Origin of the sequence: Pedobacter sp. PF22-3, assembly GCF_026239555.1 — a bacterium.
Classification (GTDB): domain Bacteria; phylum Bacteroidota; class Bacteroidia; order Sphingobacteriales; family Sphingobacteriaceae; genus Pedobacter.
Window position 1 is genome coordinate 21,481 of record NZ_JAPIVP010000020.1, and the last position, 26,641, is coordinate 48,121.

Consider the following 26,641-nt stretch of genomic DNA (forward strand, 5'->3'; position numbering starts at 1 on the left):
ATACCGTATTTATGAAAAATTTTCTGCTCTATGCTGCAGTTTCTACGCTACTTTTAACCTCTTGCCAGCCTTCAAAAGCTTCAAAAGAAAAGGAAGCTGGTGCGAATGCTACCGAAACAGTTAAAATAGATTCTACAAAGGCCAAACCTGCCGATAACAAAACCATTTTGGCGCGCAGAGAGGTACCCGTTCTGTGTTACCACCAGATTAGAAACAACATTGCCAGCGACAGTAAAAGAGCGCACGACGATATTATTGCGCCTGATAAATTCAGGGAACATATGAAAATGCTGGCCGATAGTGGTTACCATTCTATTTTACCCGATCAGCTGTACAATTACCTGGTTTACGGTGCTAAGTTACCTGAAAAGCCAGTTATGATCACGTTTGACGATACAGATGAAGATCAATTTACGGTTGGCAACACCACATTGAAAAAACATGGCTTTAAAGGTGTGTATTTTATCATGACGGTATCCATTGGCAAAAAAGGACGAATCAATTACATGACCAAAGAGCAGATTAAACAACTGTCTGACGAGGGAAATACAATTGCCAGCCATACTTACGATCATAAAAATTTTGCCTCTTTTACCGATGCGGATTGGACGACCCAGATTGATGAACCCACTAAAAAACTGGAACAAATTACCGGTAAAAAAGTAGAATATTTTGCATTTCCTTATGGTGTATACAAATCATCTACCCTACATAAATTAAAGGAACATGGATTTAAGGCTGCTTTTATCTTGTCTACGGCGAGAGATGAAAATTATCCGCTATACACCATCAGAAGGATAATCGACCCGGGAAGATATACCGCAAAAAACCTCTATTACAGCATCAATAAGAGTTTTAATAAAACAAAATCTTAGTAAAAGGGTTAATGATTAGAATAAAAGTTGAAAGGTTAGCAGATTGGAAAGTTAGATCCAACATGATAACCTTTCAACCTTAAAACACAGCAATCACTACCCTATGAAGTATTCTTTTCTTTTTTGCCTTTTTGGATTAGCGATAATATCGGCTTGTAATAACCCGAAGAATGGGAAGAAAAACAGTGGAAACACAGACAGTACCTCATCTATTAAAAAAGAACTTACCGGGAGTTTTTACAAGAGATTGGAAGGTACCATTGCAGGCAAAAAGGTAGTGATGCATCTGCAAAAAGTTGATGATGGAGAGGTGAGCGGTTCTTACTATTATGATGGATCATGGCTGAATGTCTCAACAGACTCCGTAATAGGGAAAGATAGTATTGTACTGGCCGAGTATAATTTTTACGAATCATACTTTAGCCAAGATTCAAAATCGCCACTTTTAAAATTAAAATGGAATGGAAATGGTTTCGATGGCACATGGGAAAGTGGTGATAAAACCAAAAAATATCCGATAGCTTTAACAGAAAAATATTCAGAAGGCAGTTATTCGTTTAGTACCGGATTTTATGAAGATTCGGTTAAAGCATTCGCCGATCGGCCAAAATCACCTTCAGCCGAAATCAGATTTGAATACCTGGAAAGCAAAAGAAATGATGAAAACGGCAAATGGCTAGATTCAGAGCTTAAAAAAATGTTTGGCCTGGCACAGGCAGATCGCTCAACCGGCTTCAAAAACATAGCAGCTACCTATTTTAACGACTATAAAAATGAGGTGGCCGAGCAACAAAAAGATAGTCAGGATAATAAATTTGAGGCCTGGATGAACTATACTAATAATAGTCAGCAAACGATTAATTATAACGATAATGGTTATGTGGTGATCGATTTCCTGGCTGATGCTTACACAGGTGGTGCGCATGGCAATTATAGCAGCACCATGTTTTGTTTAGATGTGCAGAACAAAAAACAACTCGTACTAAACGATATCATCAAAATAGATTCGAATACCTTAGAACGCATTTTAGAGCGGAATCTCCGTAAGGAATACAATATCAAATCAAAAGACGCATTGAATACCGTTCTTTTTGATGATTTTATTAAACCCAACAAAAACTTTTATTTCAATGCCAATGGTATTGCTTTTATGTATAATCCATACGAAGTGGCCAGTTATGCCCAGGGCCAAATTGTAATATTTATTCCTTATTCGGATGTAAAGGCTTATTTGGTACCGGCTTTTGCACAGCGGATGGGCATCAGGTAGTTTGCAGTTTCCAGTTGTGAGTTAACAGTTGATCATCAAAATAATGGTTAATTGTTTAAACTGGTTAACTGGAAATTAAAAACTGTGAACCGAAAACTGAAAACTTGTGATTCGTATTGCCGTCACCCTGAACCGAGCCTTAGCGAGCTCACCGAAGGTAATTTATTTCAGGGTCTTTTATCTAATCCGTGTCAGATAGCAATATCTGACACCACAACACCTTCCGCGCTAATCATCTTAACCAGCAGTAATTTATTGATTAATGATTTAAACTGGTTAACTGGAAATTAAAAACCTGCCAACTGAAAATTTAAAGTATCTCCTTAACGATATAATCTTTCCCATTAAACTTAATACTTTCATTTACAGCCTTTCCGATCAAAACCCTCCCAATGGGCGAAACCTGAGAAACAGCAAAGAATTTCTGTCCATCGGTGTTCAACTCACCAGCACTAATGCTGATGTAAAAGTTACCTTCGGTAGTGAGTACCAAGCTCCCGTTTTTAACCAATTGATCTGATTCTACATTTTCAATCTGCTGCAAAGCAATTTTCTGCTGACCCGCTTCGTATAATAGTTTGCTGTTGCGATCCATCTCCTGCTGCATCATTTCTCGTGTGGTTTCGTATTTGTCGCCAGCGCTGCTTTTGGTATCATCGTTTGAAGCCTGCCTGGCCTGTTGCAGCGAATATTCAATATTTTCTATCCTGTTTTGGATAAAAGTTAAGCAAAGCTGATAAAGTTTAGATTTTAAAGCAGACATATCTGATGTATAATGGAAGATGGGTAATGGATGATGGTAGACGGATGATGAACTATTTGCGGAGGGCAAAGGCTTGTTTTAAAATGGATTCTATTTTCTTTTTGGGGATATCCTCAAAATGGTTGATTAATAAAATTTTCATTCTGGCCCTTTTCTCCTGCAACAGATCTTCGTGTTCAATTTTATGTCCGTCAACCAAACCAATGTAAGGCTGAAGGAGTTTTTTATGGATCCAAAGATAACAGAACATTTTTCCTTTATGATAATAAAAAGGCATTCCGTGTTTCCAATGTTCCGTAATATCGTCATACCCCATTAAAAGCGACCTCAAATATTGAAGGCAACTTTTTACAGGTTCATCTTTTTGTTCGAAATAATGATCCAACGGACTTAACATAGAGAGAGTATTAGATGGATGATGTAAAATAGATAATGGTATTTAAACTATTGATCAGGTTAAGCTTTGAGCTGAGCATTTGGCGTTTGGAGTCAGTTAACCGATTAACCAATGAACTTCTGACCCAGACTAAAGACTCAGGACTAAAGACTGTGGACTCAGGACTACCCCTCTATCCACCTCACCTTTTCTGCTATCGGAGTCCTATTTGGTGTCCAGGGTTTTTCGTTATGATACCCCATGTAAAATAATCCAATACATTTTTCATTTTCACCAAGGCCTAAGAAATCGCCTAAATGATCAATTAATGGCGGAGAACTCCAGTATGCGCCAACCCGCAAGCTCTCTGCGCTTAAAGCCATATTTTGAACTGCGCACGAAACTGCGGCCAGTTCTTCCCATTCAGGGATTTTACCGCTTACTTGCATATTGATGGCGATTATACAATCAGCCTGCCCCGTTTTCTCAGCAAAACTATCATACTTCTTCTGTAGAAACTGCTGTGGAGAAACCAAAGCTTTATATAATTTACCAAGCTCCTCACCTAATCTGGCCAATCCAGCTTTTCTAATGACAACAAAGCGCCAGGGTTGGGTTAATTTATGTGTTGGTGCATAATTGGCTGTTTCTAAAATCTGGTTAATCACCTCAACCGGAATTTCTTTTTTGATATAGCTGGCAGGGAAAATACTGCGACGTTCTTTTATAACTTTTGATATGATATCGTATGTTGTACTCATTTGGTAAAAATAGCTAAAAGCTCAAAGACTAAAGCTGAAAGAGAAAAACAATTTGAAATCAATTAAAATATTTGACGCTATGTTAACTGAAAATAAGATAGAAGCCGGAAGGATATATGAGGTGGAAGGCGGAAAGTAGAAGGTTTAAATTCCAAAGATTTGACTTTACGTTAACTGAAGCTTTAAACAATTAACTGCAAATTGATAACTGTCAACTGCAAACTAACAACTGCTTCCTGATCTGTTTTACCTTCGCAAAGAAGCCTATACTTTCTTTATCAACCAGAAAATCCATGGTTTGTAACAATTCGTCCTTAATCCAGTTGTGTTTAACCGTTAAATTAGCCAAAATATTAAGGCAATGTGATTTTATGGCCACGGGTATTTTCTCATCAATCAACCAGGCAAAAACAACCTCCACCAAACGTTCGGTACCATAATCAGTAATAATCTTTATCATTTCTACTGAAGCATTTTTTTTCGTCATAAGGGCTAAAATTTTAGTGTAATGCCTTAATGCCGATAAATTGCCTTGATGCGGAAATTTCTCTAAAAAATAGAGTGTATAGGGCAAAAACCGCTGCTGGTGGTTAGTAAACACGTTTTCTAAAATCCATGCCGCCCTAAATCCGATCTGCTCATCATGATAAAAACTTATATCGATCAGGTCTTTCACCGAAAAAGTTTCTGCTGAAGCGATGGCTGCTAATTTTTCTACTTTGCTTTTTTGAAGAGTGGTTTTTATAGTTTCGAGCAAGAGATCGTTTTGCATAGGGCTAAAATAAGCCTTTTGATGGAGATAAACAGATCAAAGTCATTTAATAAATTCTATTTTTTGCTGCAAATTACCTTAAGATAGGTCGTCATTCCCAACTTGATTGGGAATCTAAAGCTTGCATTAAGATTCCCGCATGCGCGAGAATGACGTACCCCCACTTTGAAACAGTTTATTAAAATCAATATACTAATGTTCCATAATAAAAGATTTATTTCCATTAGCCAAAAGCTTCTCCCCTTTGTAAAATAAACCCGGTAGTAGCGAACACGGAGTGCAACGCAGTAAAGCGGATAACGGGACTGCCTGAGCCACGAAGTACCGAGCCCTTCATTTTCAAATTATTAATCCCAAAGCTTTCCTTCTTCTGACTTCCTACCCTCAACCTTTTTCCCTATCTTTGCCGCTTATTTCAATTATAGCATGATTTCAGTTTCTAATTTATCTTTACGGTACGGCAAACGCACATTATTTGAAGATGTTAACCTAAAATTTACCCAGGGCAACTGCTATGGCGTAATTGGGGCTAATGGCGCAGGTAAATCTACTTTTCTTAAAATTTTATCGGGAGAAGTGAATCAAACCTCTGGAAGTGTAGCTTTTACTCCAGGTGAAAGAATGGCTGTTTTAAAGCAAAATCATTACGAATTTGATGAGTTTTCGGTACTGGAAACGGTAATGATCGGTCATAAAGAACTTTATGCCATCATGAAAGAGAAAGATGCCATTTATATGAAAGAAGATTTCTCGGAGAAAGACGGTGAACGCGCCGGAGAACTTGAAAATCTTTTTGCAGAAATGGATGGCTGGAACATGGAAAGCAATGCGGCAACCATGCTGAGCAACCTGGGCATTACCGAAGATAATCACTATAAATTGTTAAAGGAACTGGATAACACACAAAAAGTACGTGTATTATTGGCGCAGGCCTTGTTTGGCAATCCTGATATTTTGTTACTGGATGAGCCTACCAACGATTTGGACATCGAAACCATTGCCTGGTTAGAAAACTTCCTGGCCGATTATCAGAATATTGTATTGGTGGTATCTCACGACAGGCACTTTTTAGATGCCGTTTGTACCCACATTGTGGATATCGACTTTGCTAAAATGAGCATATACACCGGTAACTACACTTTCTGGTATGAGTCTAGTCAGCTGGCGTTGAAACAACGCAGCGACCAGAACAAGAAAATGGAAGATAAGGTGAAAGAACTTCAGGAATTTATCCGCAGGTTCAGTGCCAATGCTTCCAAATCTAAGCAGGCTACTTCACGTAAGAAAGCTTTAGATAAGATAGATATTACCGAAATCAAAGCTTCGAGCAGAAAATATCCGGCCATTATATTCAACAATACCGGTCGTGAGGCCGGCGACCAGATTTTGCAGGTAGAAAACCTGGGTAAAAGTGGAAATGACGGCATATTGTTCGATAAAGTTACCTTTATGGTGAACAAGGGCGATAAAATTGCCGTATTATCTCAGAATAGTTTAGCTACTGCCGCATTTTACGATGTTTTAACAGGCAGAGATACCGATCATAAAGGAGAATTTAAATGGGGTGTTACCATCAGTACAGCAGATATCCCGAATGATAATTCTGAATATTTTGATGGCAAAGATGAAAACCTGGTAGATTGGTTGCGCGAGTATTCTGGTACTGATGCTGATGAGCAATTTGTGCGCAGCTTTTTAGGCCGTATGTTATTCTCGGGCGAAGAAGTACTTAAGAACGTAAAAGTGCTTTCAGGTGGTGAAAAAATGCGCTGTATGTTCTCTAGAATGATGTTGCAGCAGGCTAATCTATTAATGTTTGATGAGCCAACCAATCACCTGGATTTAGAATCTATTGAAGCATTGAACAATGGCATGAAAGATTTTAAAGGCACCATATTGTTTACTTCACGAGATCACCAGTTAACAGAAACTGTTGCCAACAGGATCATCGAAATTACACCAAAAGGTACTATTGATAAGTTAATGACTTACGATGAATACATTAACAATGCGGATGTTGCCAAACTCCGCGAAGAAATGTACTCGTAAATAAAACGAAAAAGAGTTTTGAAATGATATCAAAACTCTTTTTCTTTATACAACCAATTTAAATTATGAAAACGCTTCTCTCCGTCCTTCTCTATTTCATTTCTTTTACTGTTGTAGCCCAAAAAACAGACTCTACACACACGCATTACCGCTATGTACGCGGAGGTTTTATTGAGCATTCTACCGAGTTAAAATCACAAAGGGGAATCAAGAATGGCATAGCGACCATACTTGCAGGTAAAAAGAAATTTGCCACAGGTATTTATAAGAATAACGAACGAATAGGCCGCTGGCATTTTTTCTGTCCTTTGGATACCCTTGAACAGATATATAATTACTCAACTAAAAAGTTAGAATACAATGTACCAATTAAAGAGATAACATACGAAATTGATTCGCTAAAAGAGGGCGATAAAGTTAGTTATCCGGCAAAAATTGGTGGTAATTTATATGGAATGTACTTTTTAACTGAACGCTTTCGTATCCCTAGTGAATTAAAACATATTAAAGGATTTCACAAATTGAACTACATCTTTACTGTTAGCAATAGCGGTCAGCTACTTAATTATGAGGTAAAAATTATTTCTCCATCCTACAACAAAACTGAAATTATTGACCTTGCTAAGTTTCATCCCGATGATCTTGCTTTCGTGCCTGCCAAAGTGAATGGTAGAGCGGTAAAAAGCAAATTAATTGTTAACGGTGATGTAACCGTCGATTAAGTCAAAATTCTTTAGCAAACACAATATTTATAAAAAAATAATTTCAGCTGTAGCGTTTTCATTCCATTAATCGTTTTACAAGAAAAAAGCGTTAATGGCCATTAACCAATTTTGTTCAAAGATTGATTTAAAACATTAAAATGAAAACGGATTTGAAAAATTTTAGCACTACGACAAAAATTATACTCTCTCTCCTTGCTATAACTTTAACCATAACAGCCTGCAAAAAGGATTTTAACAATGATCCGATAGAAGCTGCCGGTATTGGCTTTATTCATGCATCACCAGGAACGGCTGCGCTTGATTTTATATTGGATAACCAAAAGATAAACAGCTTTACTTATACTAAAGATCTTGGCTATTATGCTGCTTATCCGGGAATAAGATTGGTTGGTGTTGCAAAAAAGGATACTTTAAAATATTTAACTACTGCTAACGCTACCTTAAAATCAGGATCATTTTATTCGGTTTTTGTAGTAGATACCTTAAAATCTACAAAACTTTTAATCCTTGAGGATGATTTAAAAGCACCTGAAACTGATAAGGCTAAAGTTCGTTTTGTAAACTTAAGTCCAGGTTCTGCACCATTTGATTTGGGCATTGCAGGTACAGATGCACCATTATTTACGGCAAAAGCATTTAAAGAGTTCACTACTTTTAGCACTATAACACCAAATGACAGCTATACTTTCCAATTAAAACAAGGCGGAACAGTTAAAGCCAGCTTGCCTGCGGTTAAAATTGAAAAAGGTAAAATTTATACCATCTGGGCTAAAGGCTTATCAAGTAAAACTGATAGTACCGGAGTTGGCTTATCAGTGATGACGAATAAATAAAATATTTCTCTCTACCTGTGAAAACGAAAATTGACACCGCCCAAATTGGGTGGTGTTATTTTCTTAAATTTGCCATCAAGCAATTATGATAAACCTTTAATAAATAGTCCTTTACAAGGGTGATAAAAAAAATACTCAGTTTTGAGGAAATTTTAAAAGGCTGCGTAAAAAACGACAATAGCTGTAAAGAAATGATGTATAAATCATTTTATGGCTATTTAATGGGCATAATTTTAAGGTATACCAAAAATACTTCGGATAGTGAAGAGCTTGTAAATGATAGTTTTATCAAGATTTTCAAACATGTTGGTGGCTTCAAAGCGCCAAAAAATCCGGAAGAGTTACAACGGTCATTTAAAGGTTGGATTGCCCAGATTGCGTCGCGGACGGCTATAGATAAGATCCGGAGTAATAAAATTCAGTTTTATGTGGATGATTTAGCAGAAAGCGAACATCCGGCTACCCAGGTTTCTGTTGCTTCGGAACTACACGTTAATGATATTTTGAATTTACTAAATCACTTACCAGATACGCAGAGACTGGTATTTAACTTATATGAAATTGAGGGCTTTGCCCACGATGAAATTTCGAAGATGTTAAACATTCCTGAAAGTTCCAGTCGTGTTTACCTCACACGTTCTAAAAATAAGTTACGTACCCTTTACCTAAATACCATGGTTAATTCATACGAAAAAAATGGATAAGGAATTAATTGAGCATATTACTGCGCAACTCCAAAACCATGAGGAAGCTTATTCTAATGGTGCCTGGGAGCGCTTTTCGGAGAAAAAAAACAAGAGAAGAGGCATCGCTTTCTGGCCTTTATGGGCTGCTGCTGCCATAATTTTTATCTTCGGAGGTGTATTTTTGGCGCAAAATAATACCGGTCAGAAAAAAGATTTTGCTACAACTAAACCTAAGGCCCATCATAATATTGCCGCTGAAACAACTGATCTATCCGCTACAGTTAAAGATGAAGAGCCATCCTTAAAAAATGATATTAATGAGCGTGTGCCGACTGCGAACAATTTAGCGCATCAATCCAATACAACAAAAGGAAATTTAACACCCATATTCGAAAAACAGCAAGAATATGCGGTTTTCAATACGTCAGGAGAACCAAATCCGGTTAATCATAACCTGTTGGATAATAAACTTTCGGGGATAAATTTGTCCGATTTAAAATCAAAACAGTTTGAAATCTTAACGGAAAAGAAAAAACCTCAACCCATTAATAACCAAACAAATTTCGAAAAGTTGCTTGCTCAGGATAGCTATGCAAACCAACAAAAACCAGTCGATAAAGCAAGTGGTAACTCTAAATGGCAGCCTGATGTATACGTTGCTCCTGCTATGGGTAATGACAATAAAGTAACCATGAATTATGGGTTTTCTTTATCGTATGCCATCGCCAACAAATTATCGATCAGTTCTGGTGTATCTTATGCTTCTATTAGTACAACAGAATCTTTAAATGCTTCTGCACCACAAACCTTATCGGGTAAAAACTTAGCCTCAGTTGATGCCAAAGTACGTGGAATTAATGTGCCTTTAGAATTAAAATATAACATCAGTGATAAACTTTACACCAACGTTGGGGTTTCTGCCCTTGCTGTTTTAAATAACTCACAGCAGAACAGTTATATCGTTAATCAGGTTCAAAGTTTCTCTGCTCCCGCAGTAAATGGTTATGCCGATTCTAAGACCATGATTGTACAAGAAAAAAAGGTTGAGCCGCAACCCGAAGCAAATATAGATCCTGATAAATATATCGGATTCTACAATTTTTCTTTGGGCTATAAGCAAAAAATATCCAAAAAGAATAACATTGCTATCGAGCCTTTTTTACGATTGCCAATGAAAACTTTCTCGAAGGAAAACCTTAACCTGACCAATGGTGGACTGCGGTTGAAAATTGATTTTTAAAAAAACTAAGATATTTAGTATATTTGGTTAAACGCCTTATATATGAAAAATATCAAATCCTATCCAACCGAAGATGAACTACCTCCCGTTAAAACCCTTAACGAGATAGATTTTTCTGCTACTTACAGTTACGCAGATTACATGCGCTTCGAATTTGAAGAACGTTTAGAGATTATAAAGGGATACATTTTTGAAATGAGCCCTGCCCCTTCCAGGGTGCACCAAAAAATATCAGGAAGAATTTTTAACCCTATCTACAATGCATTGAATGGTCATCAATGCGAAGTGTATTCAGCGCCTTTTGATGTGCGTTTGGCCAAGAAAACTCAGGATGACAGAGAAGTTTTTACCGTAGTGCAACCCGATATTGTAGTAATTTGCGATCCGATTAAACTGGATAAACGTGGATGCATTGGCGCACCTGATATTGTTGTCGAAATTTTATCACCAGGCAACAATAAAAAAGAGCTGATCAATAAATATGAAGTCTACGAAGAAGCAGGTGTAAAAGAATACTGGATTGTGAGTCCTACGCACAAAACATTTTTCAGGTATATCCTGGATGAAAATGGCAAATTTCAGCCTACCAAAATGCTTACTGAAGGTGAAGAGGTGACTACCAAAATTATTCCTGGTTTTAAACTGGTATTGGAAGAGGTATTTAAAGATTAACTTATGAAAAATATTAAACCTTACCCAACTGAAGATGAACAACCTGCGTACAAGACACTAAACGAGGTCGATTTTTCTGCTTTATACAGTTATGCGGATTATATGCGTTTCGAATTTGAAGAGCGCTTAGAAATTATTAAAGGACACTTGTTCAAAATGAGTCCTGCTCCTTCCCGAATTCACCAGGGTATTTCAGGCAACATATTCGTTCCGATTTACAATGCGCTCAAAGGTAAATCTTGCCGTGTTTATACTGCGCCTTTTGATGTACGTTTGGCCAAGAAAACTCAGGATGACAGCTCAGTTTTTACCGTTGTGCAGCCCGATATTGTGGTAGTTTGCGATCCAGCTAAATTGGATAAGCGTGGATGCATTGGTGCCCCGGATATCGTGGTCGAGATTTTATCGCCAGGAAATAATAAAAAGGAACTGATTAATAAATACGAAGTTTACGAAGAAGCAGGTGTAAAAGAATATTGGATTGTGAGTCTTTCTGACAAAACATTCTTCAGGTATATCCTGGATGAAAAGGGCAAATTTCAGCCTACCAAAATGCTTACTGAAGGTGAAGAGGTGACTACGTCAATTATACCCGGCCTTAAACTGATTTTGGAACAGGTTTTTCAGGATTAAAAATGGGTATTAAAAAAAGAAGTCAAGTTTAAACGGCAATTTGCCATTCAAAACTTGACTTCTTTAATATCATTTATATTTTATTTCTTAGTGACCTGAATGACCATCAGCTCCGTGAGCATGACCATGAGCCAATTCATCTTGAGTAGCTTCGCGTACATTTAAAATCACACCGCTAAACATTAAGTTTTTACCAGCCATTGGGTGGTTTAAATCTACAGAGATCGTTTCATCATGTACTGCAGTAACACCTGCTCTGAATTGGTTACCATTGTTATCCTGTAACGGAATCACATCGCCAACATTTGGCAATTCGCCACCAGCTTCGGTAAACATCGTTTTTGGAAGATCGGCAAAAGCACCCGGATCAATATCACCATAACCATCTGCTGCAGATAGTTCAAATGAATATTCATCACCAGTTTTTAAACCGGTTAAATGCTCTTCAAATTTAGGCAACATCATGCCAACGCCATATAAAAATACTAAAGGATTTTGTTCGTCAGCTTTTTCTACAAAAACTTGTTGTCCTTCTTCGTTAGTAGTATGCAATTCGTAAGTTAACGCTACTACAGAGTTTGGTGAAATATTCATTTAAATTAATTTATTGTAAATACTCTAATGCGTCCTCAACAGTGTTAACCGGCAACTGGCATACTTTATTTCGGCAAATATAAACTTTTGTTTCATTGCTTTGCTTACCTTTTAACAGCGGTAAGTTACTTTTTGTTCCACCCAATGTAATTTTATTCGGAATATAATGGCCACGTAATTCTAATTTAACAACATCCGTTTCTAAACCGGTAATGGCAATTTCATTTATGCCGTAAATTTCGTTTAACAATTGAACAGCCCAGTTTGAGTAAGCAGAACCGTAACTTTTGATTTTAGGTTGAACCGCAGCAAGCATTTCAGAAGCTTTTTCAGTATATGCTTCTATGTCAAAAAGCAAACCCAGTTGCTGCAAATTTTGCGCCATGGTAGAGTTCGAAGCCGGGATTACATTATCCATCACTTCGTGCTTACGGGCAATTAAATCTTCACTTTCTGCAGAGGTATAAAAAAACATCGGCGAATCGGGATCTGTAAAATTAGCGATCACATAATCCGTGAAGGATTTTGCCTCTTCTAACCATTTTTCATCAAAATCATATTCGTACAATGCAATTAAAGCTTCGATAAAAAACGCGTAATCATCTAAAAAACCTGTAATAGATGCTTTTCCGTTTTTATAGTTCCGGTATAAGCCGCCATTTTCTGATTTTAAGTGATTTAAAATAAAACGGGCTGCAGTTGAAGCTTTTTCATAATATGACTCATGATTCAACACTTCTGCAGCATCGGCCAAAGCTTTAATCATCATACCATTCCAGGCAGTCAAACATTTATCATCCAAACCCGGCCTGACTCTTTTACTCCGCACAGCCATTAATTTTGTTTTAGCTGCGCTTACCTTATCGTAAAGCACCTCCGCCGTAATATCAAATCTTGCAAATAAATCATCATCGCTGATGGTTTTGCGCAGGATATTGGTTTGTTCTTCCTCCCAGTTACCTTCTTCGGTAATGTTATAATAAGCGCCAATCAATTGTGCATCTTCTCCCAAAACCTGGTCGAATTCTGCTTTATCCCAAACATAGAACTTGCCTTCTATCCCTTCGCTGTCCGCATCCAATGCCGAATAAAACAATCCATCTGTAGAAGTCATCTCATCAGAAACCCAATTTACAGTTTCTACCACCGTCTGTTTAAAAGAATCGAACCTGGTACACTGGTAAGCTTCTGCATACAGACTGATCAATTGTGCATTATCGTAAAGCATCTTCTCAAAATGCGGCACATGCCATTTATCATCAACCGAATAACGCGCAAAACCACCTCCAATCTGATCGTAAATACCTCCCCTGCTCATTTCTTCCAGTGTGTGGCAAACCGCTGTAAAAACAGATTCATCATCTTTTAAAAAGCCATAACGCAATAAAAAGACCCAATTATTGGGTAAAGGAAATTTCGGTGCACGGTTATAACCTCCGTAACCAATATCGAAATGGCGTTTCCAGGGATCGATAATTTCAGTTAAATGTTCGTGGGTATATTCTTCTGTAGTTACAGAAGCGATTATCTTTTCACTGTCTTTAATACCAGAAGTTAACCTTTCGGCATATTGAATGGCTTTATCAGGCTCGTTTGCCCAAAGTGCAGCAACATTTTCCAGAATATTGATCCAATCGTTTTTTCGGAAATAAGTGCCACCATAAATTGGGCGCTGATCTGGCAAACAGATACAGTTTAAAGGCCAGCCGCCACTACCTGTCATAAGCTGAATGGCATACATATAAATCTGATCAATATCCGGACGTTCTTCCCTATCGACTTTAACGCATACAAAATGCCGGTTCATCACTTCGGCTACTTCATGGTTTTCGAAACTTTCGCGCTCCATTACATGGCACCAATGGCAAGCCGAATAACCAATGCTCACCAATATCAGTTTATTTTCAGATCTGGCTTTTTCTAGCGCTTCTGCCCCCCACTCATACCAATCAACCGGGTTATGGGCATGCTGTAGCAAATATGGTGATGAAGCGTGGATTAAATTATTGGTTTCAGACATGACTTGAAATGTAAAATGTAAGAGGGAAAATGGAATTTTTATTTCGAGGCGTAAATCTATTAATAATCTACAAACCTGTTTCTATTTAGTTTTTGTTTTTATACTTTAGTCAGAAATCTATACGATTGATGGAATTAAGCAAAAATGAGTTATTTATTGCCGTAAGAGAAATTATTAGTCAATCTCGCTTAAAAGTATTCCGTGCGGCAAATTCTGCATTGCTAGAATCATATTGGCAAATCGGAAAGCTTATTGTTGAGGACGAGCAGCAGGGAAAATTGCGAGCGGAGTATGGTGCTGCGACCTTAAAGACCCTTTCAAATCAATTAACTTTGGAATTTGGGAAAGGTTTTGATGAAAGCAATCTTCGAAATATAAGAGGCTTTTACAAGTCATTTCCAATTCGTGACGCAGTGCGTCACGAATTGAGTTGGACACATTATCGGCTTCATGCCGTTTCACAATCCCTAAACCTTTAACCTTATACCCTCAACCTTACACCTTCAGCCTTCAACCTCAAAATCATGAAAATCACCCACACCGAAATATACCGCTTTAGCATCCCGATGGAACCTTTTGTTATTGCCACGGGAACCATGCATTTTGCACAGAATGTACTGATCAGGATTTATACTGATGCAGGTATCCACGGCATTGGAGAATGTTCTGCTTTCCCGATGATTGTTGGCGAAACACAGGAAACCTGTATTGCCATGGCCAAAGATTTCGCTGCGATTTTAAAAGGTAAAGATCCTTTAGAAATTCCGGAGCGGATGAACGATTTATTGGGTTATGCAGATCATAACAATACCATTAAAAGTGCTTTCGATATGGCTTTGTTTGATATTGCAGCAAAAAATGCAAACTTACCCTTGTATAAATTTCTTGGCGGAACCAAACGCACCATTGAAACCGATATGACCATTGGTATTGATACACCAGAGGGAATGGCCACTACAGCTTTAAAATATAAAAGTCAGGGTTGCCGGATTTTGAAAATCAAACTGGGCAAAAAGGTACATGATGATATACAAAGGGTAAAACACATCCGCGAAGCCGTAGGCGAAGATTTGATTTTACGCCTGGATGCCAATCAGGGCTGGAGTTTTGATGATGCTTTGTTTACTTTGGGCGAATTGGAAAAATACAATATTGAATTTTGCGAACAACCCATGCGCACCTGGTATGATGATCAATTACCAGAACTGAATGTGAATTCGCCAATTAAATTAATGGCCGATGAAAGCTGTTATAACCACCACGATGCCCGAAAACTGATCAACAGCCAATCAACAACTTATTTAAACATTAAATTCTCTAAGTCTGGCGGTATACTCGAAGCGCAGAAAATCCATGAAGAAGCCTTAAAACATGGTGTAAAATGTATGATTGGCAGCATGCTCGAGACCCGGATTGCTTTAAGCGCCAACCTGCATTTTGCCTTGGCCAGCCCTAATGTTGAGTTTTTTGATTTAGATACAGCGCTATTGGGGCATTTAGTTGATCCAGTGGTTGGTGGCTTAACTTATAATGGCTACTATCTTGATGTTCCCGAAGAAATCGGTATCGGCGCCGAAGCTGATGAGTTTTTCTTAGAGAAATGTGAAAGCTGGACGGTTTAGTTTACGAGTTTGGAGTTGAGCGTTTGGCGTTTGGAGTCGATTAACCGATTAAAAAAATTAAACTCCAAATCAATATCTATTCATTATTTATTAACGACGTACTGAACCTCTTAAACAGATCGCTTATCCTAAAGCTCCCAGCGTATGTACATATCTCCGGCATTTGTTTTTAGGCATTATGCTAGCTTGCTCTAAAAATACGCAGGTTTTACCGAAGTACGCCTGTCAATCCCAAGGGCCAGGTGAATCAAAAAAACAGGTGCAGACCAGGACAACTAGCACTACCAAACCTCAAACGCAGTGAGTTTTGTGCTTCATGTTTGCAAAAGCCTTTCACTAACCCCTAACGAACAAAACAAAGTGCCGCTGTTTTTTTGATGTGCATCGGCTATGTGCAAAAGGCCCATTGCTGGATTGACGAAGCGCTTTGGGTACTTTGGCGCGTCAAAATGCGCAGCATTCTTGAACACCACTAAAAACAATATTAACTGTGAAAAACTACCATGCCCCGCGGCATAGAGCGAAAAAAATCAGGCTTATCGTTAATAAATAATGACTAATGAACCAACAACCTATCCAACGCCAAACTATCACCATTAAAAGCATTAAAATCAACCACATGTCCAATACCATTAATTTTGGCTTTATCGGAGTGTTGCCAGAATTTCCAGCGGCTTTTATCCATTCTCAATTTTGGTTGATAATAATGTGCAATCCATAAAGGATAATCATCAAAATGATCACCCAAATAATCTTCGTAAAATTTAAGCCCGGTATAAATAATTGGTCTTACCTTAGTTTTCATTTCTACATAATTAAGGAAATCAGCCAGTTCCGCCCGCATTTTTAGCGCAGAAACGCCATCTAAAGATTCAATATCCACCACGGGTGGTAAATCACCCTTCTCGATATTGACCACCTGTAAGAAAAATTTAGCCTGCGTTTTACCGTCCTTTTTTGGCCTGAAAAAGTGATAGGCTCCGCAAATAATCCCTGCTTTTGGGGCTTCACGCCAGTTGCGTTGAAAATAGGGATCAACCAGCATTAATCCCTCTGTAGCTTTGATAAAGGCAAAACGGATGCTCACCTCATCTTCCTTCATTTCCTTTACTTTCTGCCAGTTTATTTTGCCCTGGTAATAAGAAACGTCAATGCCGTGAACCGTATATTTTTTAGGGATTTTGATGTTAAAACTTTCGTAAGTTCTGTAATTAGGGTCTTGCCCCCAGTCTTTAACCCAACGCCAGGTAGCCACAAAACTTCTTAATACATAACCGTAATAAAATGGAGAAAGTAAAATCAACAATAAACCAGCAATAACCAACTTCAATTGCACGGAAATACCATTCTTCTTTTTTCTACCCGCAGAAGATTTTCTGCCTACCGGTTTCCTAACGGCAGGTTTTCTGGCAACCGGACTTTTATTTATTGGGGTTCTTTTATCTGGAGGCATAGTTATTAATGCCACTAAGTTGAGGAAAATGTATGGAAATAAAAAAGGCAGGGTCTCGAGAAAACCTTTAATTGTCATTCTGAACGCAGTGAAGAACCCGTAGGCTCTGCGAAGCAAATCTTTAGATCAAAAGATCCTTCGTGCCTCAGGATGACAGAAAAAATGAGGTAAAACCAAGTGAAAGCATTAAGATTAGCTTCGCTGAGCACTTCGTGGTTCCCGCATGCGCGAGAATGACGACCGTATTATAGCGAGTGCCTTAAACCCCTATCCGCCTACTGGCACCTTTCCTCTGAAAGGGAAAGGACTAAAAGAAAATCTCCTCATAACCACCCCCACCCCTCCTAGATTAGGCGGGGAGTTCCCCTCATAGTTTCAAAGGGATCAATCTATGAATGCTTTTCTCTACTCCATGCTATCTGCACCCTGCTATCCGGCCTAGGAAATGATGGAAGGAGAAAACGTTAAAGCTTTTGCACCTCCTTTCAACCTACCACTACCCAGAGGCAGCACGCCCTCCCCGATCCTTCATCGGGGCTTGTGCTGACGACCTCAAAGCTTTGACGAATTTATCCGACATCAGATCCAAGCCTTGATTTTTGGTTACCTTTTTATCAAGAAAAAGGTAAGATCCCCTCGGCGGTGGTGAGCCGAGGCAAGACTCTGCTGAAGAGAAAAAATCTTTTTAACTGTCATTCTGAACGCAGTGAAGAACCCGCGTAGGCTCTGCGAAGCAAATCTTTAAATCAAAAGATCCTTCGTGCCTCAGGATGACAGAAAAAATGAGGTAGAACCAAGTGAAAGCATTAAGATTCCCGCCTGCGCGGGAATGACGACCCTGTTAGAAATTATCCCTATACACCATGCTATCTGCGCCCTGCTACCGGCCTCGCAGATTTCCGCCGGAAAAAGCACGGAAATCTTTGCACCCCCACTTCATACCCCACAGCCCAAGGCAGGATCAAAGCGGGAGCGGTGGAATAGAGCAAGGGCTAAGAGCCTCGATGCTGCCGCTATCAAGATTTCCGTAGGTTTTTACAAGGAAGGATGCAAGCCTTGGGTTTTTGTTTCTTTTGGGCCAAGCCAAAAGAAAGAGCCCTTCGGCGGCGGTGAGCCGAGGCAAGCCCGAGCCTGAGGTAAAAAATAGCGACCGCTTTAAGGTTCCCGCCTGCGCGGGAATGACGACCATATTAGTAACACCCCCTTCACCCCCTCTTCACTTCATACCACTTCTCCACCCCCTCTACAAACCCCTCAAAAAAATCCCTATAATACCCTTTCGGTACCTGCACCCTAAAATTCACCTTACTAAAAAACCAAACCAGTTTATAATCCATTTCAGCCTCAAGCAAATACCATAAATACGGTTTAACCCTATCGCAAACTAAAAATAGCCCAGGCTTATCGCTATTAAAATGCAGACTTTTCCCTTTCACCTTAAGTTTAAGCTGCAGTTCGTAATAATCGCCCTCATCTTTTAACACAAAGCTTAAAACAGGCACCTCCATCGAAAATTCAACCAGTTTCATATCACGCATTACAGGTTTGCCGGTAACATTACGCAGGCCATAAGTATAAAAGTAATGGGTAAAACGCTGTTGCATCAATAGCGGTAAAGCCTTGTTCCAAAACTTAAAAAGGACGAGTTGGTTGGCATCGTTTACCGCATTGGTTTTAGCCGCGGTTTCGGGTAGGTGGACATTGGCGCTAAAACGTATGGCCGCCAGCGGTTTCATGGCGAAGCAAATACTGTTCAGCTCCTCCTGCTGAGGCGAGAGGCTTATACCCTCCACATCGTGCGGATTAAACACAAAACGTTTAAAAGATTTAACCGTTTTTAGGTAAGCCGTGGCCGCAAAAACATAAGGAACTAAAAAAGGATAATGGTTGCTGTTGAAATGCTGCAGATCGGTATTGGCGAAACAATAACCAATGCTCACCGGGGCCAGGCGTGCCGTGTCGTGTTTACCCGACAGCCTTTCACGCGGTACCACCACACGTTCGGTAACATCCGGCAAATCATCACCAGGCCTAAACAAACCGCTAAACTTTTTCTTCAAGGTAATAGCGAAACCACCAGGTTTTTTAACCACATCTACATATCCCGACCGCTTGTTGCCCAAAGCAAAACTTGCCGGCCAGTAATATTCCTGAAAATCGCAATACCCACTCCGCATCATGGCCCGCAAAGTAAGGTAAGCATAATGCCCCAGGTAGCTTTCATCAGTATCCAAACTACAGCTCACCAACAGATGATCGTATTCTACCCCAATGTAAACCCTTGCCTCTTCCTCTCCCAATTTAACCTGAACGGTTACCAAACCCTGATCAAAAGAACGCGATTGTATGGCCAACGGCTCAGGCTTTTTACCTACGCTAAAGGTGTTATGCCATCCGTTAGCGATCTGATCTAGCACCGCTAAACTTAACACCCTGCTCCCCTTTTCTAAAGGCAATTGATAAAACTGCGAACGCAGTTTCCCTGCAATGGTAATAGATTTAGTTTTCATACTCGTATGATTTTACGAGTCTTGTTGGGCAGAACAGCCCCAAACAATAAATGTGGGACTGCTTACCATGATTACACTAAAGTTTCTGACGCCTTACGTTAACATGGTTTTACAGCAGTCCCACATCTATTTCGATGTACAAATATATACATCTACGCATAGATATGGGCATTAATCTGCTGTCTTGTGTTAACGGCGTCAGATTTTGTAATCACAAGACTTTTATTAATACCTATTTTAACTATACCAAATATAAAAAGTAATTATTTTGTATGCAAATAATCCCACAAATAAATTATATAGTTTCTTTTTATTTGTTACGTGGAAGAACTCAAAAAAGAAGAAATACTTAAATCATTCGGCACTCATTTGAAAAACATTAGGAATGAGAAAAAGATTAGTCTACGTGTACTTGAGCAACTTTCCAACATAGATTACAGTCAAATTCATAGAATTGAAAAAGGTGAAACAGCACCTTCCCTAATTACATTACTTTATTTAGCAAAAGGTTTGGGAATTGACCCAAAGGAATTATTAGATTTTTCTAAATTAACAGAAAAATAGTAAGACATTAAAGCAACCAGGTTCAGAAAAGCGAAGAAATTGAAGATAACACTTTAGAGAAAGTCGCAAAAGTTTTGGGCGTGTGTGTGGAAGCGATAAAAGCTTACTCGGATAAAGCTGTGATAAATAACATTTAAAATAACTACAAAGGTTCAAACAACCAAGGTGCTAATAACATCAATAATTATAATTTTACGTTCAATCCGCTAGATGAACTTCTTAAAGCACTAATGAGAACAAAGAATTGTTCGAAAAATTATTGGCTAGTGAAAGAAAGAAAGTGGAGATATTGAAGAATAAATAGAAAAATACCTATATAGTAAAAGACCAATAAACATTAAACTCGTGACATATAAATTTGGATCAAAACATGATCTATCAGCGGTTCTGCAAAATCAAGCATAAATTCCTCTTCTTTATCAGTTAAAATATATTCTCCTATTCTTTGATGTGCAATAGAATTTCTTATTCTATATATCCAGTATATTGCTAAATCAATTAAAAAATACTCATAAGTCCTACCTGTTAATGTTCTTCTTATTGTAGCCATATTTGCTTCTGAAAATGATGGTAATGATACTAATGAACGAAACTCCGATAATTCTCTGATTGGATTACCAGCCTTAGTATATTTCTGAAAAATGTTTTCACCTTCATTTGGAAATCGAACAATTTCGTATAGATGTGCAGATAAAGAAACAAAATCAGTAATTCTGTCATTTAAAATAATTTTAAGTCGATTCAACTCATTACTAGATAACTCTGAAAATAAATTACTTATTCCAAGTAGATCATTCTTTAGATTGCGAATTTTATTAACTATATCTAAATCCATCAATAATTCGATCTGATGGTATTTTTTTAAAAATCTTTCGAAAACGAAAGGTTCTAGAATTGCTTTAATTGAACTGGAATGATGAATGCTAGTTGGAAACTTTAAGCTTTCGACTGCTGTAATTGAACCAACTGCTCGTGTACTGCTGCTGTGATTTCTTAGTTTAGACTTATGAAAAAAACTACCCCACACTGGAGCAGTCTGATAGAATTTGTTATAGTATTTCTCTATATCGTTTTTATTAATTACTATATAAGAATAATGAATTTCAAGAACATTGCTTAAAAATATATCCTTCCCCACTTCAGTAAGATAGGCTATATATTTTTTCTCAGTTAGCTTGTCAAAATCAAGTTTAGAATTTTCTGGTTTTGTACATAAAGAACCAATCAAACTTCCATCTTCAAGTCGAACATCGATTTCCTGATCTAACTCATACTTATTATTAATACCAAGAAGTTTTAAGGCTATAAAATCATTAATTGCAATATTACTTTTTACTTGCTCAACTGTATTTATTTGAAAACTGAGATTCTCAAAGTGAACAACCTCATCTGATTCGATTTCTTCTTTAGTCATAAACTAGGCCTCTGACTTCCAACAATCAGACAATTTTTTTTCTCCCTCTTCCCGAAAAAATTCCTTAAATGCTGAGAAAAGCAATCGTCTCGTTGCGACCCCAACATTAATTTTTCTAGAAGCTATTCCCTGTATCAGAGAAAAATATGATTCAAGACCTAGGGGATCTTCTATGTAACCTCCCGTAAGCGCATCGTTTAATTTTTTTAGCGAAGAATCTATTCTTTGCAGTCTCTCAGTACTAGTTCCAAAGTCTGTTATAGCTGCAAAAAAGGAAGTCATTACATTCTCAAGGGATAACCAGTTGGATTTATTAACATCGGCTGAATATTTATTAAAAGCGTTGATATCAAGTTCAGTATACTTTCTTAGATAATAAACGAATTTCTCAAAGGTTTCATTGATCTTTTCTTCTTCTGAATCTAAGACTGAGTCTTCCATCATTTGTTGAGCCACAAGATTATTTCTGTTTAATTCAGGAGTTTTCCATAGGTAACTTTGATAAGATGTTACTAAACGTTCGAAAGGATATTGAGCAGGCTTTGACCTTTTTTTATTTTCTGTTTCTTTGAAAATCTCTAAATTTTCAATAGACTCTTTCAATCTTTCCGCAAGTGAATTAAATAATAATTCTATTTGATGTCTTAATGACATTGGTTTTTGTCCAGCATTTAAGATAATTAATCTATATATTAAGTGTTTAGGTTCTGGTTCAATCCAAAACTCTATCAACAATTTCTGCTCAGCTTTAAACTCAAAATTTTCTTTTTTAATTTCATTGAGGACATACGTTCGTTGTAAGCCATCTAAAATACTAAAGATGCCAGGCACACCAAGTTTCGATTGTAAATTATTTAGATCATTTGTTAATAAAACTTCTTTAATTTCAGTCACACTAGATTTATTCACAGCAAGGGTAATTGGAGGTAATAGCGCACCTGCTTTAATATCCAGCTTCATCCGACTATACGCTCTATGTGTTTCCTTTCTTCTCTGAATACTATATTGATCGTAATTTTCACCAACCAAAATCAGATAATCATTTATACTAACTTGTCCATAAACTACATCGGTATTCGTCCTTAAATCCTTAGTAGTTCCTATTATTTTTAGATCCATATTAAAAGCTTGTTATTCCTATCCTCGAGCCATGATTGGCATATCTATTACCTATCATATCCACAATTTCTTTTTTTAGAAGAAAAAGGGATGTCCCTAGTTTCTTATCATTTGGCGAAGCTGTAAAAATAAAATTAAAGTTAACCCATATCTGAAATTCCTTTTTATCCAAAAAAAATGTTCCAACTTCCATACTACTTTCCCTTGGAGATTCAATTAATTTTTTATCTATTTTGTCTACAACTATTCCATAAATATATTTGTGTAAACGACTTTTGTTCTGAGAATAATCACAAGCAGAACTTATTTCAATCGCAACAAATTTTGAAGATTTTAATAGTTTCGAGATTTGCTCTAAACGAACAGCTTTCTCACTTTCTTTAAATCCACTTTTGAAAGGGATAACATATTTCACCCATTCTTCATAGCTTTTTGAAAACTCTTTTTCAAATCTCTTACTATGTTTTACAATATTTATTACTATTCCTCGAGACTCTTTATCTAAAATTGTTTTATCTATATGAAAAATAGCATTTAACTCACTTTCCTTAAATCCTTCTGGAATTGAAATATCTTTCCTAATCACTGCGTTTTTTAGACTTTTGAGAAATGAAGGCCACTTTGAAGAAATTTCCGCTTTCAAAATTTGATGATTCATTATTTGTGAAAGTGCTTCATATACAGCCCGACCTGGATTTTGCTTCGCGTGTTCAAATCCTAAGGTTTGAACTGCAATATTGGAGAATATGAGTTCAAAGTTTTTTGCAAAAATCTCATTTTCTCCCCACTTATCTTGATTAGGGATAATTTTATAAATCTGTTGAATTGCCATAATGGAAGCACGGCTTAAATTCCCTTCAAACTCGAACAGTAATTGTAAAATTTCATCATTTAAAATTTTATCTAATTTAGATTTGAGTAAGGAATCTGTATCTGTCAAAAATTCGTCCTTGTCTATGCAATTTATCAAAAATGGTTTGGGTATATTATTTGAATGTCGAATCTGGATGAATTTTTTAAAGTCATCTATCAAAGAGGTATTGGATGTCCAAAAAATCAACGCAAAAGGCCCATTATCTACATGAATGTATTGTTTTATTGCAGCGGCTAAGCTATTAAAGATTTGGGGATTAGAACTTCCACCACTAGGATTTATATTAATATCAAAAAAAGCAACTTTAATATCTTTTAATGGTTCACTATAAAATGCATCGTATTTAAAAGCTCTACAACCGATTCCATTATCGTGAAATTGTTTACTAAGCTTATTTAGATGATCATCAATATCATCAACGATGATAAATTTATTTTGAGGCGTTAACATATCTAGCTAGGGGTTTGGAAAAACTAATGCTACAACAGCACCATTGTATACTTTAGGAATATCTAATTCGGTAGGATCTGGGAATAATAATTTACCTCCAACCATTTCCATAACAATATTTACAAAATACAAGCCGAGTCCCATTCCTCCTGGTCTGGTGGTTCTAAACGGAAAAATCAAATCTTCTGGTTCCATATTAAATCCTGGACCATTATCAGCAATAATTATAGCTGGGCCACTAAAATTTTTTATGTCAGATGTAATAAATATACCAGATTTAAAGTCAGATGTTTGAAGCTCTTTTTTGACACTAACCCAATAAATGGAGTTATCAATAATATTTGAAACGGAACTTAACAGCAAATTGCCCGGGCCTTTAACCATAAAATCAGGAGATTCTCCAGAAATAAGCGGGCTTGAAAATATTATTTTGTGATACCCAAATCTAGGACCATTTATATCTTTTGCCCTCACAACTAATTTGCTAGCTTCAATAGAAATATTCTTGTTCTGTTTTAGCAGTGGCGAAAAGTTTTCTAATAGTTGAATTAAATTCTTGACTCTTTCTTTAATAAGTGGTAAGTCTAAATTATTATTCAAATCAGTATTAATAAACTTAACTTCCCTATCGACCTCATGAAAAACTATACCTAAATTAATTCCCGACATTCCAGAATTTACCATAACATCTCTCATGTCGTTATAATCTTTCTGAACACGTTTCATCAATGGGGCTAGTTCTTTATCAAGTTTTTTTTCTTTTAACTTAGCGGACAACTCATCAATAGTCTCAGAAAATCCAATTTTCTTAACTGGTTTGATATCTTCTAAATAATTTTTAATCTTTTCCCTATCTGAAATTGCGGTTCTCTGAAATAAATCAAAAACTTCATTACATATGGCCTTAAATTTTTTAAAATATATGTTATCGTCAAAACCCTCTCTGTTTGTTTTTTCTACTAGGCCCTTATGACTACTAGACATATTTATCTGTACAGAACCTATCACTGTATTTTTACTAAACCGCTCGCCTAATTTTTGAACTCTTGCTAGATCTAGACCTAACCAATCATCTCCAGGCTCACCATAGTTGTAAACTCTGATACCATCTCTAAAGACTCTTACACCGGAGTTTTCTCTAATAAATGATTTTATAGCATTTGTTTGACCAAAAGCATTCAGCACGGGGGTAAGTAAATTATATACATAAAATCGCCCCTTTATTTCACCAATTCCGTTTAGATCACTTTCTTTGAGATGTTTTTGTTTGTGATCAAATAGATCATCCTTATTACTAATTTTTAATCGATTCTCTTCAGGTGATGAATTTTGAGAATTACGATCTATGCCGAAATTATTAGGTGGACGAAAAAGGTAGCTCCATTTAATTTCTGAATTAGAATTTATTTCAAAATCAAAATAGTAAAGTGACTCATTGAGAATTTCATTTGGGTCTTTTACATCCTCAAACCAAGATTGATGATAATCGTTGGCATTTATTTCTACACTAAAACTATCAATATTTTGAAAGGGGTTTATTATTGATAATGTCTTCCTAGCAAGTTCTCTTAGATCCCTTCTTGTCCAGTTTTCCTTTTTTAAGTCAGAAATAATTATTCTCGTACCTTGATTTTTTTTGGGAAAAAGAGAACCTTCAATTCTTTCTATTTCAACACTTGTGTCTTGAATATATTCTGCTTCGTCAATTAACTTTTGCCAATTAATAGTTATCCTACTCGAGAAATTTTCCTCTAAGGTTTTTGTCTCAAGAACTATCTTTTTTCCTAATTTATGAACTGCTAATCTTCCTACTCCCTTTTCTCCTAACGAAATTCTTTCAAATTTTTTACTTGGTTGACGTTTTATTCCTCTTTTGAAATCAGTACCAATTTCAAGCCAGACATTTGTCAACGTCTGCGGCGTCATACCATTTCCATCATCTTCTATACTAATTGACTGCTCCGATGTATTCAAGTTAACTAATTCAATCAATACATTTTCAGCATCGGCATCGTATGCATTTTTAACTAATTCGAAAATGGCTAGATTATCACTTCCTATTAATTCGTCACCAAGTAGGCTAAGAATATGGCTTTTTGCTTTGAATGCGTATCCAACATTAATAATTACATTAATTATAGCTTTTTTGTCATTAATTAGACACTGTAATTTCTCAGTTCCATAGAAATCTGAATTAGGTTCATATGTAACAAAACTTCCTTCAACTGCTATCTTCCCATGTGAATTGCCTGAAATTTGAATAGTTGTATTTGGTTCAATTTCAAGCCTGAAACTTAATCTGTTTCCTGGGGTAGTTTGGAAGAATAAGTCTTTGCCTTGAACATATTTGTATTCGTTTGACATAA

The 26,641-nt window shown here is 37.0% G+C and carries 24 protein-coding genes; 12 read left to right on the forward strand and 12 right to left on the reverse strand.

What is annotated here, in order from left to right; all coding sequences use genetic code 11:
• The first annotated feature begins 11 nt into the window (after nt 1–11).
• Both OQX63_RS20475 and OQX63_RS20480 read left to right on the forward strand, forming a co-directional pair.
• The gene (locus tag OQX63_RS20475; protein ID WP_265852667.1) at nt 12–875 is read left to right on the forward strand and encodes a polysaccharide deacetylase family protein; all 864 of its coding nucleotides are present in this window, start codon (nt 12–14) and stop codon (nt 873–875) included.
• A 103-nt stretch (nt 876–978) separates the two neighbouring features.
• Entirely contained in the window at nt 979–2,145 is a 1,167-nt protein-coding gene (locus OQX63_RS20480) for a DUF3298 and DUF4163 domain-containing protein (protein WP_265852668.1), read from the forward strand.
• 310 nt (nt 2,146–2,455) lie between these two features.
• Here OQX63_RS20480 and OQX63_RS20485 read toward each other — a convergent pair whose 3' ends face one another.
• The 4 genes from OQX63_RS20485 to OQX63_RS20500 all read right to left on the reverse strand — a co-directional run bounded on the left by OQX63_RS20485 (nt 2,456) and on the right by OQX63_RS20500 (nt 4,817).
• Nucleotides 2,456–2,908: a 3-oxoacyl-ACP synthase gene (locus OQX63_RS20485; protein ID WP_265852669.1), complete on the reverse strand. Its 453-nt coding sequence runs from the start codon at nt 2,906–2,908 to the stop codon at nt 2,456–2,458.
• A gap of 52 nt (nt 2,909–2,960) precedes the next feature.
• On the reverse strand, nt 2,961–3,305 hold the full coding sequence (locus OQX63_RS20490) for a DUF1801 domain-containing protein (RefSeq protein WP_265852670.1): 345 nt from the start codon (nt 3,303–3,305) through the stop codon (nt 2,961–2,963).
• Between the two features lie 164 nt (nt 3,306–3,469).
• The gene (locus tag OQX63_RS20495) at nt 3,470–4,045 is read right to left on the reverse strand and encodes a nitroreductase (RefSeq protein ID WP_265852671.1); all 576 of its coding nucleotides are present in this window, start codon (nt 4,043–4,045) and stop codon (nt 3,470–3,472) included.
• Nucleotides 4,046–4,256: 211 nt separating this feature from the next.
• A complete protein-coding gene (locus OQX63_RS20500) occupies nt 4,257–4,817 on the reverse strand; it encodes a hypothetical protein (RefSeq protein ID WP_265852672.1) in 561 nt (186 codons plus the stop codon).
• A 426-nt stretch (nt 4,818–5,243) separates the two neighbouring features.
• Here OQX63_RS20500 and OQX63_RS20505 point away from each other — a divergent pair, with 426 nt between their 5' ends.
• The 7 genes from OQX63_RS20505 (at nt 5,244) to OQX63_RS20535 (ending at nt 11,655) form a co-directional block, all read left to right on the forward strand.
• Nucleotides 5,244–6,866: an ABC-F family ATP-binding cassette domain-containing protein gene (locus tag OQX63_RS20505; protein ID WP_265852673.1), complete on the forward strand. Its 1,623-nt coding sequence runs from the start codon at nt 5,244–5,246 to the stop codon at nt 6,864–6,866.
• A 65-nt stretch (nt 6,867–6,931) separates the two neighbouring features.
• Complete coding sequence (locus tag OQX63_RS20510) at nt 6,932–7,588, forward strand: hypothetical protein (RefSeq protein WP_265852674.1); 657 nt, start codon at nt 6,932–6,934, stop codon at nt 7,586–7,588.
• A gap of 140 nt (nt 7,589–7,728) precedes the next feature.
• Nucleotides 7,729–8,424, forward strand: a complete 696-nt coding sequence (locus OQX63_RS20515) for a DUF4397 domain-containing protein (protein WP_265852675.1) — start codon at nt 7,729–7,731, stop codon at nt 8,422–8,424.
• 119 nt (nt 8,425–8,543) lie between these two features.
• Nucleotides 8,544–9,128: an RNA polymerase sigma factor gene (locus OQX63_RS20520; protein ID WP_265852676.1), complete on the forward strand. Its 585-nt coding sequence runs from the start codon at nt 8,544–8,546 to the stop codon at nt 9,126–9,128.
• Nucleotides 9,121–10,350 carry a hypothetical protein gene (locus OQX63_RS20525; RefSeq protein ID WP_265852677.1) on the forward strand — a complete coding sequence of 410 codons (1,230 nt, stop codon included), beginning with the start codon at nt 9,121–9,123 and terminating at the stop codon, nt 10,348–10,350. The genes OQX63_RS20520 and OQX63_RS20525 overlap by 8 nt, the downstream gene beginning before the upstream one ends.
• Before the next feature lie 42 nt (nt 10,351–10,392).
• Nucleotides 10,393–11,022 carry a Uma2 family endonuclease gene (locus OQX63_RS20530; RefSeq protein WP_265852678.1) on the forward strand — a complete coding sequence of 210 codons (630 nt, stop codon included), beginning with the start codon at nt 10,393–10,395 and terminating at the stop codon, nt 11,020–11,022.
• A gap of 3 nt (nt 11,023–11,025) precedes the next feature.
• The gene (locus tag OQX63_RS20535) at nt 11,026–11,655 is read left to right on the forward strand and encodes a Uma2 family endonuclease (protein ID WP_265852679.1); all 630 of its coding nucleotides are present in this window, start codon (nt 11,026–11,028) and stop codon (nt 11,653–11,655) included.
• Nucleotides 11,656–11,742: 87 nt separating this feature from the next.
• On the opposite strand, the gene OQX63_RS20540 is transcribed toward OQX63_RS20535, so the two are convergent.
• Both OQX63_RS20540 and OQX63_RS20545 read right to left on the reverse strand, forming a co-directional pair.
• Nucleotides 11,743–12,249 carry an FKBP-type peptidyl-prolyl cis-trans isomerase gene (locus tag OQX63_RS20540; RefSeq protein WP_090987807.1) on the reverse strand — a complete coding sequence of 169 codons (507 nt, stop codon included), beginning with the start codon at nt 12,247–12,249 and terminating at the stop codon, nt 11,743–11,745.
• A 10-nt stretch (nt 12,250–12,259) separates the two neighbouring features.
• Complete coding sequence (locus OQX63_RS20545) at nt 12,260–14,269, reverse strand: thioredoxin domain-containing protein (RefSeq protein WP_265852680.1); 2,010 nt, start codon at nt 14,267–14,269, stop codon at nt 12,260–12,262.
• Between the two features lie 128 nt (nt 14,270–14,397).
• On the opposite strand from OQX63_RS20545, the gene OQX63_RS20550 reads away from it, so the two are divergent.
• Together OQX63_RS20550 and OQX63_RS20555 are read left to right on the forward strand one after the other, a co-directional pair.
• Nucleotides 14,398–14,748 (forward strand): DUF1016 N-terminal domain-containing protein, encoded by a 351-nt coding sequence (locus OQX63_RS20550; RefSeq protein WP_265852681.1) that lies wholly within the window; start codon nt 14,398–14,400, stop codon nt 14,746–14,748.
• Between the two features lie 45 nt (nt 14,749–14,793).
• Nucleotides 14,794–15,891 (forward strand): mandelate racemase/muconate lactonizing enzyme family protein, encoded by a 1,098-nt coding sequence (locus tag OQX63_RS20555; RefSeq protein WP_265852682.1) that lies wholly within the window; start codon nt 14,794–14,796, stop codon nt 15,889–15,891.
• A gap of 556 nt (nt 15,892–16,447) precedes the next feature.
• Here OQX63_RS20555 and OQX63_RS20560 read toward each other — a convergent pair.
• Together OQX63_RS20560 and OQX63_RS20565 are read right to left on the reverse strand one after the other, a co-directional pair.
• Complete coding sequence (locus tag OQX63_RS20560; protein WP_265852683.1) at nt 16,448–17,344, reverse strand: glycoside hydrolase family 25 protein; 897 nt, start codon at nt 17,342–17,344, stop codon at nt 16,448–16,450.
• Nucleotides 17,345–18,549: 1,205 nt separating this feature from the next.
• Nucleotides 18,550–19,854 carry a hypothetical protein gene (locus OQX63_RS20565; RefSeq protein WP_265852684.1) on the reverse strand — a complete coding sequence of 435 codons (1,305 nt, stop codon included), beginning with the start codon at nt 19,852–19,854 and terminating at the stop codon, nt 18,550–18,552.
• Nucleotides 19,855–20,175: 321 nt separating this feature from the next.
• Between OQX63_RS20565 and OQX63_RS20570 the strand changes: the two genes are divergently transcribed.
• Nucleotides 20,176–20,418 (forward strand): helix-turn-helix domain-containing protein, encoded by a 243-nt coding sequence (locus OQX63_RS20570; protein WP_265835668.1) that lies wholly within the window; start codon nt 20,176–20,178, stop codon nt 20,416–20,418.
• Nucleotides 20,419–20,755: 337 nt separating this feature from the next.
• On the opposite strand, the gene OQX63_RS20575 is transcribed toward OQX63_RS20570, so the two are convergent.
• From OQX63_RS20575 to OQX63_RS20590, 4 genes are read right to left on the reverse strand one after another with little or no spacing between them, the layout of a single operon-like run.
• Nucleotides 20,756–21,832, reverse strand: a complete 1,077-nt coding sequence (locus tag OQX63_RS20575; protein ID WP_265852685.1) for a hypothetical protein — start codon at nt 21,830–21,832, stop codon at nt 20,756–20,758.
• 3 nt (nt 21,833–21,835) lie between these two features.
• On the reverse strand, nt 21,836–22,951 hold the full coding sequence (locus OQX63_RS20580) for a hypothetical protein (RefSeq protein WP_265852686.1): 1,116 nt from the start codon (nt 22,949–22,951) through the stop codon (nt 21,836–21,838).
• A 1-nt stretch (nt 22,952) separates the two neighbouring features.
• Nucleotides 22,953–24,275 carry a hypothetical protein gene (locus OQX63_RS20585; RefSeq protein ID WP_265852687.1) on the reverse strand — a complete coding sequence of 441 codons (1,323 nt, stop codon included), beginning with the start codon at nt 24,273–24,275 and terminating at the stop codon, nt 22,953–22,955.
• Nucleotides 24,276–24,281: 6 nt separating this feature from the next.
• Nucleotides 24,282–26,639, reverse strand: a complete 2,358-nt coding sequence (locus tag OQX63_RS20590; protein ID WP_265852688.1) for an ATP-binding protein — start codon at nt 26,637–26,639, stop codon at nt 24,282–24,284.
• Nucleotides 26,640–26,641 lie beyond the last annotated feature (2 nt).